The sequence below is a fragment of the Pseudomonas sp. B21-012 genome, from assembly GCF_024749305.1.
Lineage (GTDB): Bacteria > Pseudomonadota > Gammaproteobacteria > Pseudomonadales > Pseudomonadaceae > Aquipseudomonas.
This window is the reverse complement of the sequence record NZ_CP087197.1, coordinates 3,806,067-3,821,579: the sequence shown is the minus strand read 5'-3', so window position 1 is coordinate 3,821,579 and position 15,513 is coordinate 3,806,067. Positions and strand designations below refer to the sequence as shown.

At 62.7% G+C, this 15,513-nt stretch carries 13 protein-coding genes; 3 read left to right on the top strand and 10 right to left on the bottom strand.

Annotated elements, in window-relative coordinates; genetic code table 11:
• Nucleotides 1-51: 51 nt before the first annotated feature.
• Entirely contained in the window at nt 52-1,011 is a 960-nt protein-coding gene (locus LOY37_RS17395; protein WP_258715385.1) for an alpha/beta hydrolase, read from the top strand.
• A 75-nt stretch (nt 1,012-1,086) separates the two neighbouring features.
• On the opposite strand, the gene LOY37_RS17390 is transcribed toward LOY37_RS17395, so the two are convergent.
• The 6 genes from LOY37_RS17390 to pvdM all read right to left on the bottom strand — a co-directional run bounded on the left by LOY37_RS17390 (nt 1,087) and on the right by pvdM (nt 10,277).
• Nucleotides 1,087-3,546, bottom strand: a complete 2,460-nt coding sequence (locus LOY37_RS17390) for a TonB-dependent siderophore receptor (protein ID WP_258715384.1) — start codon at nt 3,544-3,546, stop codon at nt 1,087-1,089.
• A gap of 93 nt (nt 3,547-3,639) precedes the next feature.
• Nucleotides 3,640-5,289: a cyclic peptide export ABC transporter gene (locus LOY37_RS17385; protein WP_258715383.1), complete on the bottom strand. Its 1,650-nt coding sequence runs from the start codon at nt 5,287-5,289 to the stop codon at nt 3,640-3,642.
• A 14-nt stretch (nt 5,290-5,303) separates the two neighbouring features.
• Complete coding sequence (locus LOY37_RS17380; RefSeq protein WP_258715382.1) at nt 5,304-6,650, bottom strand: lysine N(6)-hydroxylase/L-ornithine N(5)-oxygenase family protein; 1,347 nt, start codon at nt 6,648-6,650, stop codon at nt 5,304-5,306.
• Between the two features lie 112 nt (nt 6,651-6,762).
• Complete coding sequence (locus LOY37_RS17375) at nt 6,763-7,626, bottom strand: formylglycine-generating enzyme family protein (RefSeq protein ID WP_258715381.1); 864 nt, start codon at nt 7,624-7,626, stop codon at nt 6,763-6,765.
• 12 nt (nt 7,627-7,638) lie between these two features.
• Nucleotides 7,639-8,910 (bottom strand): aminotransferase class V-fold PLP-dependent enzyme, encoded by a 1,272-nt coding sequence (locus LOY37_RS17370; RefSeq protein WP_258715380.1) that lies wholly within the window; start codon nt 8,908-8,910, stop codon nt 7,639-7,641.
• 17 nt (nt 8,911-8,927) lie between these two features.
• On the bottom strand, nt 8,928-10,277 hold the full coding sequence (gene pvdM / locus LOY37_RS17365) for a pyoverdine-tailoring dipeptidase-like protein PvdM (RefSeq protein ID WP_258715379.1): 1,350 nt from the start codon (nt 10,275-10,277) through the stop codon (nt 8,928-8,930).
• Nucleotides 10,278-10,502: 225 nt separating this feature from the next.
• Between pvdM and LOY37_RS17360 the strand changes: the two genes are divergently transcribed.
• Nucleotides 10,503-10,913 (top strand): hypothetical protein, encoded by a 411-nt coding sequence (locus LOY37_RS17360; RefSeq protein WP_258715378.1) that lies wholly within the window; start codon nt 10,503-10,505, stop codon nt 10,911-10,913.
• Between the two features lie 39 nt (nt 10,914-10,952).
• Here LOY37_RS17360 and pbpG read toward each other — a convergent pair whose 3' ends face one another.
• Both pbpG and LOY37_RS17350 read right to left on the bottom strand, forming a co-directional pair.
• Nucleotides 10,953-11,876, bottom strand: coding sequence for a D-alanyl-D-alanine endopeptidase (pbpG, locus tag LOY37_RS17355; RefSeq protein WP_082075415.1), 924 nt, complete (start codon nt 11,874-11,876; stop codon nt 10,953-10,955).
• Between the two features lie 229 nt (nt 11,877-12,105).
• Entirely contained in the window at nt 12,106-12,288 is a 183-nt protein-coding gene (locus LOY37_RS17350; protein WP_093381111.1) for a hypothetical protein, read from the bottom strand.
• Nucleotides 12,289-12,545: 257 nt separating this feature from the next.
• Here LOY37_RS17350 and LOY37_RS17345 point away from each other — a divergent pair, with 257 nt between their 5' ends.
• Nucleotides 12,546-13,364, top strand: a complete 819-nt coding sequence (locus LOY37_RS17345; RefSeq protein WP_045194586.1) for a shikimate 5-dehydrogenase — start codon at nt 12,546-12,548, stop codon at nt 13,362-13,364.
• 85 nt (nt 13,365-13,449) lie between these two features.
• On the opposite strand, the gene LOY37_RS17340 is transcribed toward LOY37_RS17345, so the two are convergent.
• Nucleotides 13,450-14,094, bottom strand: coding sequence for a YceH family protein (locus LOY37_RS17340; protein WP_045194583.1), 645 nt, complete (start codon nt 14,092-14,094; stop codon nt 13,450-13,452).
• Between the two features lie 96 nt (nt 14,095-14,190).
• A complete protein-coding gene (gene sstT / locus LOY37_RS17335) occupies nt 14,191-15,402 on the bottom strand; it encodes a serine/threonine transporter SstT (protein ID WP_093381115.1) in 1,212 nt (403 codons plus the stop codon).
• Nucleotides 15,403-15,513: the final 111 nt, after the last annotated feature.

Below are 15,513 nucleotides of genomic sequence, written 5' to 3'. Positions count from 1 at the left end.
TGCCGGCAAACCTTTGCCGGCACGATTCGATACACCGTTTAGGAAGCTCAAATGTCTTTGCACCCTGATCTTGCTGATTTCCTCGACCTGGCCGAGGAAAGCCGCGGCCCGCTCGATCTGCCTTTTCATCAACAAACCCCGGAGCAGGCCCGGGCCGCGTTCGAGCAGACTACCCAGCAACTGCGCTGGCCCGTCGAGCAGCGGCTCGACTGTCAGGAACTGACGGTCACCAGCCGCGACGGCGGCGCGGTGCCGGTGCGCCTGTATCGTGCCCGGCAATGCGGGGGGGCACTGCCGTTGCTGGTGTACTTCCACGGCGGTGGCTACGTGGTGGGCAGCCTGGATTCGCACGATGGCGTTTGTCGCGAGTTTGCCGCAGGCGGCCAATGTGCAGTGCTGTCGGTGGGCTACCGGTTGGCGCCCGAACACCGTTTTCCGCAGCCGCTGCTCGATGGCGAGGATGTCCTGGCCTGGTTGCCCGGCCAGGCCCGGGCCCTGCAGCTGGACCTTGCCCGGGTCGCGTTTGCCGGCGACAGTGTCGGCGCGACCATTGCCACCGTGTTGGCGACCCAGGCTGCCCAGGCGGGGCCGGACGCGGCGCTGCAGCCGCGCTTGCAACTCCTGTGCTATCCGGTGACGGATGCCTCCCGGCGCAGCGCCTCCATGGAGCTGTTCGCCGAAGGCTACTTGCTCGAGAGCCAGACGCTGGAGTGGTTCTACCAGCACTACCAGAGTGCTGCGCAAGACCGCTGTGACTGGCGCTTTTCGCCGTTGCTGACAGATAAGCTGAGCAACGTTGCCCCCGCCTGCATTGCCCTGGCCGGGCTTGATCCGCTGCTTGATGAGGGCCGGGCCTATGCACACCGGCTGCAGGAGCAGGGCGTACCTGTAACGCTCAGGGAATACCCCGGCCTGACCCATGACTTTTTGCGCCTGGGCTCGGTGGTTGGCCAGATCACGGAGATCTACACGCAGTTATGCGCAGACCTGCGCCAGGCGTTCGAGCGTTGAGGCAAAGGTTTCACCCTGGCCATGAAAAAGGGGCACTGAACCGACGTTCAGTGCCCCTTTTTCCTGTGCCCTGGATCAGAACGAATACTTGAGGCTGGCCATCACATTGCGCGGTTCGCCGTAGAAGGTCGAACCGTAGGAGCCCATGCCGCTGAAGTACTTGCGGTCGGTCAGGTTGTTGAGGTTGATGTTGCCGCGCAGGTTGTCACTGAAATCGTAACCGGCCAGCAGGCCGACCAGGGTGTAGCCCTTCTGGTCGAAGCGGGCGGGGATTGCGCCGGGGCCAAAGCCCAGGGTGGTGTCGTAGTAGATATTGCTCTGCCATGAGACGTTGCCGCCCACTGTCATGCGGTTGAGCAGGCCGGGCAGGCGATAGGTGGTTGCGAACCGGGCAATCTGTTCAGGCTGGGTGGTGCTGACCTTGTTGCCGTCCTTGTCTTCGGAGGTGCGGTAGGTGTAGCCACCATGAACATTCCAGTCGGGAAGCAGTTCACCCGAGACTTCGATTTCAAAGCCTTTGGTGGTAGCGCCTGACACCGCCTTGTAAGCCGTGGCGTTGGGAATGTCCACACGCAGGCCGTCGGCTTCGGCGACGTTGTCCTGCTTGGAGGTGAACAGCGCGAGGCTGGCGTTCAGGCGGCCCTCGTAGTATTCGCCCTTGATCCCCACTTCGTAGCTTTCACCGGTCAGTGGCTCCAGCGGCGTGCCGTTGCGATCGGGGTTGAACGGTTGCGGTTTGAAGATATCGGCGTAGCTTGCGTAAACGGTGTGGTAGTCGTCCAGGTCATAGGTGATGCCCGCGTAAGGGGTGACCACGCCACTTTCGCGGGAGTTGTAATGGGTGTTGGGGTTGGGCAGCAACGGGTTGAAACCATCCTGGTTCCAGTAGTGGTCGGTCACCCGTGAACCGAGAATCACGTTCAGCCGGTCCGTCGGTTTGAGGATGGTCGCAAAGTACCCGGCACGCTCACGGGCAACGGTGTCGTAAGGCACGGTGAACAACAGTTTGCTGGGCTTGACCGGATTGTTGTCCCAGTTGAAAAAGTCATCGATCTTGTAACTGCCGAACGAATGGGTACCGGATTCGTTTTCGTTGCGTGCCCAGTTCAGGCCCATGACCATTTCATGGGTGCGCCCGAACAGCTGGAAAGGGCCGGTGGCATAAGCCGCTACGTCGACTTCCTTGGAGGTCGAGTAGTACTTGCTGGTAAAGGCGTTGGCCGAGTGGGTGACCGCGTCGATCTGGCCGTTGGCGGTGGCGGTGAGGTTGTCGACGTCATAGCGGCGGAAATTGGTCTCGACCTTGAGCAGCCAGTCATTTTCAAAATGGTGTTCGATGTTGGCGAAGTAGCGTTGGGTTTCGGTGTTGCTGTACGACCATTTTGCCCCGGAGTTGGTCGAACGCGACGGCTTGACCGTCGCGCCGTTGGTGTAGAACGCCGGCAGGTTGGAGTTGGTCGAGCCGTCGGCATTGCCTTTCTGATAGTCCATGCCGAAAGCGAAGGTGGTGCTGTCGGACAGGTCGGCCTCGATGATGCCGTAGAACACGTGGTCTTCACGACGCAGGTAGTCGATGTAGCTTTTTTCATCCTGAGTGGCAGCCACCATCCGGCCACGAATATGCTTGCTGTCGGTCAACGGGCCGGACAGGTCGACTTCGGTGCGGTACTGGTCCCAGCTGCCCGCGCCGGCGGTCACATGCCCCTGGAACTGCGCGGTCGGTTTTTTGCGCACGAAGTTGACCACGCCCGACGGGTAGCCGGTGCCATTGAGCAAGCCGGCCGAGCCGCGCAGGATCTCGATACGGTCGTAAATGGCGGTGCCGATCAAACCGTAGTTGTCGCGCAACGGGGCATTGGTGCTGAGGCTGGGCAGGCCGTCGAACTGAAAGTTGGAAATCTCAAAGCCCCGGGAATAAAAGGTATTGACCTCGGTATTGTCCTGGCTGACCGTCACCCCGGGCGTCTGGTTGAGCACATCGGCGATGCTCAACAGCCCTTGGTCTTCGATCTGCTGACGGGTGATTACGCTGACAGACTGCGGGGTCTTGCGCATCGACAGGTTCATCTTGGTCGCCGTACTGGTTTCACCGGTGGTGTAGGACCCGGTGCCCTCAGTGGTAAGGCCCAGGGATGAGCTGTTGACCGTGGTGGCATCCAGGGTCAGGTCGGCGCCGCCCTTGTTGCCATGGATGGTCAGCACATCGCCTTGCAGGTTGTAGCGCACGCTGGTCCCGCCGAGCAGTTCGGCAATCGCCTGGGCAGGCTCCTTGGTGCCGTTCAGTGCGCGGCTTCTAAGCCCGGCGACGTCGTCGGGGCTGTAGAGAATCTGGATGTTGGCCTGGGTGCCGAACGCCTGCAGGGCGCTGGCCAGCGATTGCGCTGGAATTGCAAACGCGACCATCTGCGCATGGGCCTGGGCAGTGACAGCCAGGGCGCTGAGGCCGACCAGGCTACTCAGTGCCAGTGGCCTGGTTAAAGTCCGACGAATCAGCAAAGCCCTGGTGAAGGGTGGCAAGCGGTATGCAGTGGTCAACGGAGGCTCCAGCGCGAAGGCAAACAAGTGAGAATGATTAGTATTTTTTGTAAGACGCTCTAGCAGGCCAAATCCGGAAAACTTTTTTCTTTTTCAAGCCATGGCACGTTCGGCCACGACTTGTCCGTTCTTCATCCGGATCAGTTGATCGGCGATATCGAAGTAACGGTCGTCGTGGGAAATGACAATGATGGTCTTGCCCAGGCGCTTGAGGTCGGGCAACAGCTCGGTGTAGAAAATGCGCCGGAACGTCGGGTCCTGGTCGGCGGCCCATTCATCGAACACCAGCACCGGGCGCTCTTCGATCCAGGCATTGACCAGGGCCAGGCGCTTGCGTTGCCCGGTCGACAGGTCGGTGGTGCTGAAGGCGCCGTCACGGATACTGACTTTGTGAGCGATCTCCAGGCGTTCCAGGTATTGCGAGGCTAGGGCAGGTACCTGCAGGCCGTCATTGACCAGGTCGTCGAACAGGTAATAGTCAGCAAAAATGGTGGTGAAGAGTTGCCGGTAGTCATCGCGGGCGCGATCGTCGATGACCTCGCCGTTGAGGCGGATCTGGCCTTGCTGTGGCGGGTAGAGCCCCAGTAACAGCTTGATCAGCGTGGTCTTGCCGCAGCCGTTTTCGCCGACGATGAAGACAATGTCGCCCTGGCGGATATCCAGGTTGACCGGCCCCAGGTGAAAGGGCGCGCAGCCGTCCCGGGTCGGGTAGCTGTGACAGACATCAAGCAGTTGCAGGCGCTCGACGCTCACTGTCGGCGCGCCCTGGTCGCTGAGCAGCAGGTGCGGCTCGGGCGATGAAAACTGCTCGGACAACTCGGCGATCCGGCGAAAGGCGATCTGCGCCCGGCTGACTATGGGCAGGGTGCTGACCAGATGCTCCAGCGGCCCCTTCATGTACAGCAACACCAGCACGAAGCCACTCATTACCGCTTTGTCGGCGCTCGGCCAGAACGACTGCAGGGCCAGGGCCAGGCCGATGACCACGAAGAACAGCATCGAGCCGAGGCTTTTGGCAATCACGAAAGTATTGATCGAGCGAATCTGGGTATTGCAGATATGCTCGGCAACCTTTTGTATCCCCGCGACGAACATGCGCTGGCGCCGGGGGCGGTGGATGCGCAGCTCCTTGGCGCCCTCGGCGATCGCACTGTAGTGTTTCTGCAGTTCATCCTCGGCTTCGCGAGCGGCCATGAAGCCCTTGATGCCACGAGCCCTGGCCACGTACTGGATCACCGTGCCGATGCCGATTGCCAGCAGCATCATGACAAACATTGGCCAGGACAGCATTGCCAGGTAACCCAGGCAGCCCAGGGTCACGGTCAGGGAAATGGCCAGGGGCGCAAAGGCGAAGGCGAACGAGCTGATGGTATCGATGTCGTGGGTCAGCACCGGAATCAAGCGATGGCTGCGGTAGCGTTCGATCTGCCCGATCGGGGCGCTGAGGACCTTTTCCCCCAGCTCCTTGCGCAGGTTGGCGATGATCTTCTGACCGATGCGGTTGCTGCCGATATCGGACAGAATCGAGCTCAGTAACGCCACCACACACAGCCCGGCGAAACTGGCAATCAGCGACGGGCCAAGGCCTTGCGGGCTGTGCAGGCCATCGTTGATGGTCGCCAGCAAGGCGGTGACACTCAAGCCACCGATCATGCCCAGAACAATCGACACGACCACCTGCGGCCAGAAAGGGCGCAACAGCGCCAACAGCTCGCGCATTGCGCCACGGTATTGCTTGCTCATGAAGGGTTCCTGGCTCAGGCGCTGGTCAGCGCAGTCGGCGCATGGGAAGTGGCAAAAGCAGGCACTGCCTGCTTGCCCAGGGTGTCGTACAGCGACTGGCCAATTTCGGCCGCGCGAATCGGCAGCACCGAGAGCAAGGTGTCGCTCAGGCCATGGGTGGCTTCACAGAAACCCTGCAAGTACACCGCGGCCTGCAGGTCGCTACTGGCCAGGGCGCGGTAGTCGCGGCCGACGCTGTAGTCCTCCAGGTAGTCTTGTAGCGGTGCCAGCAGTTCGCGGTGCGAGCGGCGCTCGTAGCCGGTGGCGAGGATCACGGCATCGTAACGATGGGTCTGCTGTTGCCCGGTCGAGAGGTCTTCCAGGGTCAGCTCGATGCCATCGGCCGTGGCGGAGGCCGCCTGCACCTGGCGGCGGCAGAGCACGGCGTGACGGAACTGATGGGCGACCTTCTGGCGATAGAGGATGCCGTAGATGCGTTCGAGCAGGTCGATATCAACGACCGAATAGTTGGTGTTGTGATATTCATCAATCAGCTTCTTGCGCTCCGGGCTGCTCTGGTTGAACACCAGGTCGGTGTACACAGGGGCGAAGACTTCGTTGACGAAGGGGCTATCGTCGGCCGGCTTGAGCGCCGAGGCGCGCACGATCATGTCGACCTTGACCGACGCAAAGCTGTCGTTCAGATCGATGAAGGCTTCCGCGGCGCTTTGCCCCGAGCCGATGATCGCAATGCGCATGGGTTTGCCTTCGGTGCAGGGCAAGCCGGCCAGGCTGCTGAGGTAGCGAGAATGGTGGAAGACTCGCGGGTCGTCCTTGAAGGCCGCAAAGATGCCGGGGACTTTCGGTGTGCCGCCACTGCCGACGACCACCGAGCGGGTCAGGCGGCCATGCTCCTGGCCCTGTGCGTCACGCGAAATGACCTTCAGGTGGCGGATCCGGCCGCTGTCGAGCACCGGCTCAATGCGCAGTACTTCTTCGCCGTAGCTGGCCTGCGTGGCGAAGTGCTCGGCGGCCCAGCGCAGGTAGTCGTTGTACTCCAGGCGGCAGGGATAGAAGGTGCCGAGGTTGATGAAGTCGACCAGGCGCTGCTTCTGGTGCAGGTAATTGACGAAGCTGTAGGGGCTGGTGGGGTTGCGCAGCGACACCAGGTCCTTGAGAAAGGAGATTTGCAGTTCGCTCTGGGTCGCCAGGGTGTTGCCGTGCCAGCGGTAGTCCAGCTGCTTGTCGATGAACAGCGCATCCAGCGCGTGACCATTGGTTTGCGCGAGCTCTTCCAGGGCAATGGCCAGGGCCAGATTGGAAGGGCCGAAGCCCACGCCGACGAGGTCGTGGACCTTCTGGGGGAAATGGATCTGGCTCATGCTATCGGTTCCTTCAGTGTCGGGGCCGATAGCCTCGAAGGCGGCCCCCGGGGCTTGGGGATTACAACGATAGGACGAGTGGCTTGCGGGACAATTTAGCGCCGTTGGCCCGTCACGGTTCGCGGACCAGGCGTACGCCAATCCAGTCTCCGCGGTTGCCTGGCAGGTTGGCGTTGCGGTTGCCGGAGCGCGAGAAAATCGGCGCCTCGCCCCAGTCGTTGCCACGAATCACCACCACCTTGCAGTCGGCCTGCTGCCAGGCACTGCCGTCGTTCGGGGCGCCTTCGTAGCTGTCGTGATAACAGTCGGCGACCCATTCGTAGACGTTGCCGTGCATGTCGTACACACCAAAGGCGTTGGCCGGGTAGCTGCCCACCGGCGAGCTGAAACTGAAGCCATCCCTGGGCCCGTAGACGTTGGCGTTGCGGCTGATCTGGTAGTCGCCGTCCGGGTCCATGTCGAACGGGAACGGCCCGTTGCTGCCGGCGCGTGCGGCGTATTCGCGCTGTGCTTCGCTGATCAACTGGTAGCGCTTGCCGGTCTTTTTCGTCAGCCAGTCGGCATAGGCCTGGGCATCGTGATAGCTCATGCACACCGCCGGTTGTCGCGGGCCTTGCTGGTAGCGCGGCTTGCTGGCCTTGCACTCGCGGCCCGGGCGGGTGTCGCCGTCGGCAATCTTGGCCCCGGACTCGCGCAAGTAGGCGTCCCATTCACTGGCAGTTACCTGGTAGCGGCTGACCGCGAACGGCTTGGCGAAGGTCACGGTGTGTTGCGGGCCTTCGTCGGGCTGGCGGCCGACTTCGTCGTCCGGGGTGCCCATGGTGTAACTGCCGGCCGGCAGCATGACCATTTCCGGGCAGCTGCTTTTACAGTCGCGAAAGACCTTGCCCGGTTGTACCGCGTCGGCGGCCTGGGCGCTGGCGATGCTGGTCAGCAGCACAAGTACGGATAGCGGGTAGAGCAGTGGTGAAGACATGCGAAGGCCTTTTCAGAGTTTTTTGATCAGCAGGGCCATGGCCCGATCGATTTCCTGCTCGTTGTTGAGCAGGCCCGGAGCGAAGCGAATCACCGGGCCGACGTCGCGCGACACGGCGTCGACCATTACCCGGTTCTGCACCAGGTAAGCGGCGATGGCATCGGCGTTGCGTTCCTTGACCCTGAAGAAGGTGAAGCCCGCCGAGTGTTCGCTGCTGAGCGGGGTGACCAGTTCGATGGCCTTGTGCTCTTTGAGCCGCTGCTTGAGCAGGTCGTTGAGCTGGTGGATGCGCGCCTGGACATCGGCCTTGCCCAGTTGCAGGTGCAGCTCGAAGGCCTTGCCCAGTGCCCAGCGGTGCTCGAAGGCGTGGTAGCCGCCGGGGGTCATGATGGTGGCGAAATCTTCGTCCTCGGAGAAAGTGGCGAAGGTCGGGGTCAGGTGCTGCATCTTCTCCGAGGCGGCGCAGATGATCCCGGTACCACGCGGGCCGAACATCCATTTATGGGTGCCGGCGATGAAGTAGTCGCAGTTGAAGTCGGCGAAGGTGCTGTTCTCGACACCGAAGCCGTGCACGCCGTCGACCACGTAAATGATCCGCTGGTTTTCATCGCGCTCGCGGTTGTGCCGGCGCACCAGTTCGCCGATCTGCCCGACCGGCAGCTTTACGCCGCTGCCCGAGTGCACCCAGGTCATGCCCAGCACCCGGGTGTTGGGGGTGATGGCCTGGTCGATCGTGCTCAGCACCTGGTCGGTGGAAATTTCCCAGGGCTGGCTGAACAGGCGCAGCTTGCGCACCTGGGTGCCTTCGTGGCGCTGACGGAAGGCCAGGGTGCGGTTTGTCGAGTAGTGCTCGTGTTCGGTGGTGAGGATTTCCTGTTGCGGGCTGACCTGCAAGCGCCCGTAAATCATCCCCAGGCCTTCGGTGGTGCTGCCGGTCAGGGCGATCTGCCGGGGCCTGACTTGCAGGTAGCGCGCCGCCCACTGGCGGACCTCGCCTTCACGCTGCCATTCGTACTGGCTCTCCCAGTCCATGCGGCTGGCCGGGTTGCGGTCGACTTCAGCGCGGTAGTAATCGATGGCTTCCTGCACCGGGCGCGGGTGGGCAGTGACCAGGAAATTGGCAAAGTGGGCGTAGTCCGGATCCAGGGGGAACAGCTGGCGCAGGTTGCGCCATTTGTCGCTGCCGCTCAGCGGCGCGGTCGGGGTGGCCAGCGCCTCGGGTAGCAACGGCAGGCTGGCGGCGAGCAGGCCGGCCTGCTTGAGAAAGGTACGGCGATCTGTCATGGCGGGCGGTTTCCGGCTCAAGGGGTGGCGGTGGCGGCAACGGGCTGGGCGGTTTTTTGCACCTGCGCCCACACCCGCAGGAAGTTGCCGGCCCACAGCTTGCCGATATCGGCCTCGGAGTAACCGCGGGTGAGCAGTTCGGCGGTGACGTTGCGGATCTCGCTGACATCCTTGAAACCCTCCAGGCCGCCGCCGTCGTTGAAGTCGGAGCTGATGCCGACGTGGTCGATGCCGACCTTCTTCACCGTGTAGTCGATGGCATCGACAAAGTCCTTGAGGGTGGCTTTGGGTTCTTGATCGAGGATGCCGTAGAGGCTGCTGGCGTACTCGCCAAAGCGTGTCTCGGGCCAGATGGCGATTACCGCGTCGCCGGGCATCAGGGCGTTGGCCAGGCCTTGCAGCGGTTGCAGGTCGAAGCGCAGGCGCAGGGCTTCGAGCTTGTCCAGGGTCGGCTTGCTCAGCGGTTTGAGGTACTGGCCGAAACCGACCACCTGGATGACGCCGCCGCTGTCCTTGATCAGCTGCATTTCCTTGTCGCTGAGGTTGCGCGGAATATCCACCAGCGCCCGCGGCGCCGAATGCGAGGCCACGAACGGCGCCTGGCTCAGGCGTGCGACGTCCTCCAGGGCCAGGGTCGACATCTGCGACACATCGATGATCACCCCCAGCGCGTTGAGGCGCTTGACCGCCTGCTCGCCCAGTGGCGACAGGCCGCCGAGGGCGTCGGCGGTGTCGTTGAAGAACGGCAGCGGGCGCGAGGAGTCGGCCCAATCGTTGTTGCCGGTGTAGCTGAAGCCGAACATGCGCATGCCGCGCTTGGCCCACAGGTCCAGCTGTGACAGGTCGTGGCCCAGCGGGTAGGCGTTGAGCATGCTGATGAACACGGCGAACTTGCCTTCGCCATTGAGGCGCCGGAAATCATCCGGGGTATAGGCAATGCCGACCTGGTTGGGGAAGTCGCGGACCATGTTGCTGATGATCTTGTAGCGCACCTCCTGCTGGTGCCGGGCTTCGTCGACAAAGCCCGGGGTCGGGCGGTGCGGGGCATTGGCGCCGTTCCACAGCTCCGGCCAGCCGAAAATGGTCAACGCCGCGCCCGACAAACGCCCTTGCCCGGCCTTGACCAGGTCGAACTGGCCGTGGCCGTCCTTGTCGATCTCGTTGCCGGCGCTACCGAAGTTCAGCGGCACAGTGACATGGCTGTCGAACGACAGCATGTGCTCGTGCAGGGCATTGGCCTGTTCGACGATCGGGCGCGGGTAGCCGTGCTGGGATTTGAAGTACAGGTAGCCGGCGGTGGCAGCGGCCACTGCCAGGGCCAGGGGCAGGCCGATGTAGAGGGCTTTGCGGGAACGGGATGTGGTCATTGCCATCTCGACGTTAGGCTGATCGGAACGGTTTGCCCGGTGCACAGGCGTGCCGTGGGCAAAGCTTGGGTATCAGGAGGGACGAGTGGCGTGCGGGCAAATTTATCCGGGGGGGCGCCTGGTTCAAGTTTGCGCCTATGTGGCCGATAGCCGGGTTAACCCCAACACCATCAGGACGATAGAAACATGGCAGGTTTTAGCGCCGTATCAATCAACGGGACCCCATTGAACAGCAGCATCAACACCGGCATCACCGTCACCGGCCAGGAAAGACAGGCCGGGATGGAAGCGACGGGCGCGGTCAGTGTCGACCTGTCCAAGCTGCGTGATAGCGGCAAGGCTGAAGAGGCCAAGGAAAAGGAAGAGGCCAGTGCCGGCGAAGAACCGGCGCACATCAAGCAATTGCGCGAGATGATCAAGAAAATGCAAAAGCAGTTGGCCGAGCAGCAGAAACGCTTGCAGGAAGTCCTGGCCAGCGACATGGAGCCGATCCTCAAGGCTTCCGCTGTTGCTGCCGCGCAATCGGCGGTGGGCGCGACCACGGCGTCGATCGCCAGCGCCACGGCAACGCTGCTCAAGGCGCTGACCGAAGCCGGTGGCAGCAGCTCGGGCTCGTTGGTCAGCACCAACGCCTGAAACGAAAAAGGGCCTGTGCATGCACAGGCCCTTTTGTTTTCAGTCAGCCAGTTGCCGGTTCTGCGTGCGCTCTGACTTGTAGCGCATGGCCACTGCCGGGGCCGGCTTGGTGCTGCCGGTCTCAAGCCACTGGCGCATGCGGCTGGCGTCGGCAAAGTGGGTGTACTTGCCAAAGGCATCGAGGATCACCATGGCCACCGGGCGGTTGTCCATCTTGGTCAACAACACCAGGCAGTGGCCGGCATCGTTGGTGAAGCCGGTCTTGGTCAGCTTGATGTCCCAGTTGCTCTTGTTGACCAGATGGTCGGTGTTGCGAAAGCCCAGGGTGTAGTTGGGTTTTTTGAACGCCACGGTCTGCTCGCGGGTGGTGCTCAAGCTGCTCAGCAGCGGGTAGTTGCGCGCCGCCATCAGCAGCTTGCTGAGGTCGCGGGCAGTGGAAACGTTGCTGGTCGAAAGCCCCGTCGGCTCAACATAACGGGTGTGGCTCATGCCTAATGCACGGGCCTTGGCGTTCATCGCCTTGATGAAGGCGTTGTAGCCGCCCGGGTAGTTGTGCGCCAGGGTTGAGGCCGCGCGGTTTTCCGACGACATCAGGGTGATCAGCAGCATGTCCTTGCGGTTGAGCTGGCTGCCCAGCTTGACCCGCGAATACACCCCTTTCATTTCCTTGTTCTGGGCGATGGTGACCGTGAGCATCTCGTCCATGTTCTGCTTGGCGTCGAGCACCACCATGCCGGTCATCAGCTTGGTCACCGAAGCGATCGGCACCACCCGGTCAGGGTTGTTGGCGTAGAGCACCTTGTTGGTTTGCAGATCGATCAGCAGGGCGCTGCCGGAGGCCAGGTGCAATTTCGCTGGATCGCGTTGTTGCTGGGCCGGGGGTTGAGCAGCAGCGGTCGACGTGACAGTCGCAGTACCTGTGAGCAACAGCAGCAGGCTTAGAATCGAAAGGGAAGTTTTCACGTTGAGGCTCACTAGAAGTTGTTATGTCGTTGGCTGTGCAAGGGTTTTCCCCCAAAAAACCGCTGCATTCTAGGAGTATGGCCTAGTTGCTGTCGATTGCCCGGACAGCGCTATCGTGCAGATGAAAAAAACTTAATCCAAGTGCCTTTCAGCGGCCCATAAAAAGCCCCGCCAAAGGGCGGGGCAAGGGGCTGTGCGGAGCAACGCACGATAAAACGGTGGGCAGGCCTCAGGCTTGCAGGCCGGGGCCCTCGAGACGCTCGGCGAGGGCCTGGGCGGCCGGCAGGGAGGTCAATGGCCCGGAGATCGCTTCGCCATTGCGCACCAGGTACCAGCAGGCCAGCAGGCCCAACTCCCTGAGCGAGGTGGGGACGGCGCTGCCGATGACGGACATGATGTTGATAGGGGCCATTGGGGGTTCCTCCCGTGAGTCATGGGCCTACCTTAGCGTCGAGTGCCGGGTGGTTGAAATCAACGCGCTTGATAGTGATCATCAGCCACGACAGTTCATAGCCACTCCTCACAGCACAACGCCGACGTCGGGGATATTTATAAGACTGCGGGAACCGAAAAAATCACACAGGTTCAGAGTAAAGGTTATGTAAGGGCCGATCAGCGGTCTGCGGCGGGCGAGGGCGCAGTGCCAGTCCGTTTCCTGAGGAGATTTCAATGGCAACATTTCCAGGCAAAGACACCCAGCTGTGCATCTCATTGGCGGGACGGCCGGGCACCTTTGGCGTGCGCTTTCACAACCATCTGTATCAGCAGCTGGATCTGGATTTCTACTACAAGGCCATGACTACCGATGACCTGCCGGCAGCCGTTGCCGGTATCCGTGCCTTGGGCATCCGCGGCTGTGGCGTGTCGATGCCTTACAAGGAAGCCTGCCTGGCCCTGGTCGACGGCATTGACCCGTCGGCGGCGGTCATCGAGTCGATCAACACCATCGTCAATACCAATGGCCACCTGGAAGGCTATAACACTGACTACCTGGCCGTGCGCCATTTGCTCCTGCGTCATCAGGTGGATCCGTCGACGGCCTTCGCCCTGCGCGGCAGCGGCGGCATGGCCAAGGCGGTGGCCAGTGCCCTGCGCGATGCCGGCTTTAGCCAGGGCATCATCGTTGCCCGCAATGAACAAGCCGGGCGGCAGCTGGCCGACAGTTGCGGCTATCGCTGGCAGGCAGAGCTGGGCGACCTGTGCCCGCCGATGCTGGTCAATGTCACGCCGATCGGCATGGCCGGTGGGGTTGAAGCCGAACAGTTGGCCTTCGCCCCCGAGGCGATAGCGGCGGCGCAACGGGTATTCGATGTGGTGGCGATGCCGGCGCTGACGCCGTTGATCGTCGAGGCCCAGCGTCTGGGTATACCGGTGATTACCGGGCTGGAGGTGATTGCCTTGCAGGCGCTGGAGCAGTTCGTGCTGTACACCGGGGTACGGCCAACGGCGGAGCAGGTGGCGCGGGCAGTGGCGTTTGCCCGCGGCTGAAGGGTAAAACCTATCGCGGGGCAAGTCGGGTCGCCGCACCGCCGCTCCCGCAGTGGGTCTGATGGTACACAACCCCGCGATGCTGTTACTCGAACTGCGCCAGGCGCTCTTCCAGCGCCGCAATCCGTGCTTCCAGCGCTTCGATCCGCTCCAGCGACACCGCGCCACCGGCCGAACGCTCCGGCCCTTGCTGGCGCGCCGCCAGGATCGCCTCGATTTCGGCCGGATCGCCCAGCGCATGGGTGTAGCGATCTTCACGCTGCCCGGCCTGGCGCGGCAGGTGCAGGGCAAAACCGCGGGCGATCAGGCGCTCAAGCTGGTGCACCACCTGCTCGGCATCTTCGAACTCATGCATGCGGCTGCTGCGGGTCAGCAGTTCGTTAACCGTTTGCGGCCCGCGCAGGAACATCAGCCCCAGCAGGGTTACCTGCGCCGGCACCAGCTCCAGGGCCTTGTCCACGCGCTGCTCCCAGCGGTCGGCGCGGCTGCCCATCTGCAGGCGGGTCAGGCCCTGGCCTTCGAGCGCGCGCAGGGCCTGGCCAACCTGGCCCTGGCTGAGGTTGGTGACCGGCTCACGGCTGGTCTTCTGGTTGCAGGCCAGCACTAGGGCGTTGAGGGTCAGCGGGTAGGTTTCCGGGCTGGTGGCCTGTTTTTCGATCAGCGAGCCGAGCACGCGGATCTCGGTGCTGGTGAAGCGGGCGTCGGAAGCGGTTTCGTGTTCGGCGGACATGGCCCTGTCTCTATGCGAAGAAAGGCCTCTAGCCTAGGTGCGCAACAGGGTAAAACACAAGCAGCCGGTGCAGGACGCACCGGCTGCAGGTCAAGCTCAGGCGGCCTGGCGCTCTTTGGCCATGCAGGCCGCAGCGGTGAACAGTACGTCGGTGGAGGAGTTCAGCGCGGTTTCCGCCGAGTCCTGCAGCACACCAATGATGAAACCGACGGCCACCACCTGCATGGCGATCTCGCTGGGGATGCCGAACAGGCTGCAGGCCAGCGGGATCAGCAGCAGCGAGCCGCCGGCCACGCCCGAGGCGCCACAGGCGCAGACAGCGGCGACAACGCTGAGCAGGATCGCGGTCGGGATGTCGACGGCGATGCCCAAGGTGTGCACGGCAGCCAGGGTCAGCACGGTGATGGTGGTCGCTGCGCCGGCCATGTTGATGGTCGCGCCCAGCGGGATCGACACCGAGTAGGTGTCTTCGTGCAGGCCGAGTTTCTCGCTCAGGGCCATGTTGACCGGGATGTTGGCCGCCGAGCTGCGGGTGAAGAAGGCGGTGATGCCACTTTCACGCAGGCACAGCAGCACCAGCGGGAAGGGGTTGCGGCGAATCTTCCAGAACACGATGATCGGGTTGACCACCAGCGCCACGAACAGCATGCAGCCGATCAGCACGGCCAGCAGGTGCAGGTAACCGAGCAGGGCGTCCAGCCCGGACTGCGCCAGGGTCGAGGCGACCAGGCCGAAAATCCCCAGCGGCGCAAAGCGAATCACCACGCGTACGATCAAAGTCACGCCGTTGGACAGGTCGGCAACCACCGTGCGCGTGGTCTCCCCGGCGTGACGAATGGCCACACCCAAGCCAATGGCCCAGGCCAGGATGCCGATGAAGTTGGCGTTCATCAGCGCGCTCACCGGGTTGTCGACCACGCTCAGCAGCAGGCTTTGCAGTACTTCAGTGATGCCACCGGGAGCACTCAAGGCAACGTCCGAGGTGCTAAGCGCCAGGTTGGACGGGAAGGCCATGCTGGCAATCACTGCGACCACGGCGGCGGCGAAGGTACCGAACAGGTACAGCACCAGGATCGGGCGGATATGGGTTTCGGTGCCGTGACGGTGGTTGGCGATCGAAGCCATGACCAGGATGAACACCAGGATCGGCGCCACCGCCTTGAGCGCGGAGACGAAGACCTTGCCGACGAAGCCGAGGCTTGCGGCGGTCGTGGGGGCGAACACGGCCAGGGCAATGCCGGCAGCGAGGCCGATCATGATCTGGACCACCAGGCTGGTGCGGTTCAACAGGTTTAGAACAGGGGTCATGGCAGGTGTTTCTCTGTCTTGTTCAGGGCGCGGTGGGCGAACCACGGCGCTGGAGCATGGGGCACCTGGCGGGGCAGGGCCGAGAAAAAGGGCGCGACTTTAGCACAGCAG

What these genes read in the sequence shown, in the direction of transcription:
- LOY37_RS17370 (WP_258715380.1), bottom strand. Translation starts at nt 8,910, where the DNA reads ATGACAGATCGCCGTACCTTTCTCAAGCAGGCCGGCCTGCTCGCCGCC.
- LOY37_RS17385 (WP_258715383.1), bottom strand. Translation starts at nt 5,289, where the DNA reads ATGAGCAAGCAATACCGTGGCGCAATGCGCGAGCTGTTGGCGCTGTTG.
- LOY37_RS17395 (WP_258715385.1), top strand. Translation starts at nt 52, where the DNA reads ATGTCTTTGCACCCTGATCTTGCTGATTTCCTCGACCTGGCCGAGGAA.
- sstT (WP_093381115.1), bottom strand. Translation starts at nt 15,402, where the DNA reads ATGACCCCTGTTCTAAACCTGTTGAACCGCACCAGCCTGGTGGTCCAG.
- LOY37_RS17350 (WP_093381111.1), bottom strand. Translation starts at nt 12,288, where the DNA reads ATGGCCCCTATCAACATCATGTCCGTCATCGGCAGCGCCGTCCCCACC.
- pvdM (WP_258715379.1), bottom strand. Translation starts at nt 10,277, where the DNA reads ATGACCACATCCCGTTCCCGCAAAGCCCTCTACATCGGCCTGCCCCTG.
- LOY37_RS17345 (WP_045194586.1), top strand. Translation starts at nt 12,546, where the DNA reads ATGGCAACATTTCCAGGCAAAGACACCCAGCTGTGCATCTCATTGGCG.
- LOY37_RS17375 (WP_258715381.1), bottom strand. Translation starts at nt 7,626, where the DNA reads ATGTCTTCACCACTGCTCTACCCGCTATCCGTACTTGTGCTGCTGACC.
- LOY37_RS17340 (WP_045194583.1), bottom strand. Translation starts at nt 14,094, where the DNA reads ATGTCCGCCGAACACGAAACCGCTTCCGACGCCCGCTTCACCAGCACC.
- LOY37_RS17380 (WP_258715382.1), bottom strand. Translation starts at nt 6,650, where the DNA reads ATGAGCCAGATCCATTTCCCCCAGAAGGTCCACGACCTCGTCGGCGTG.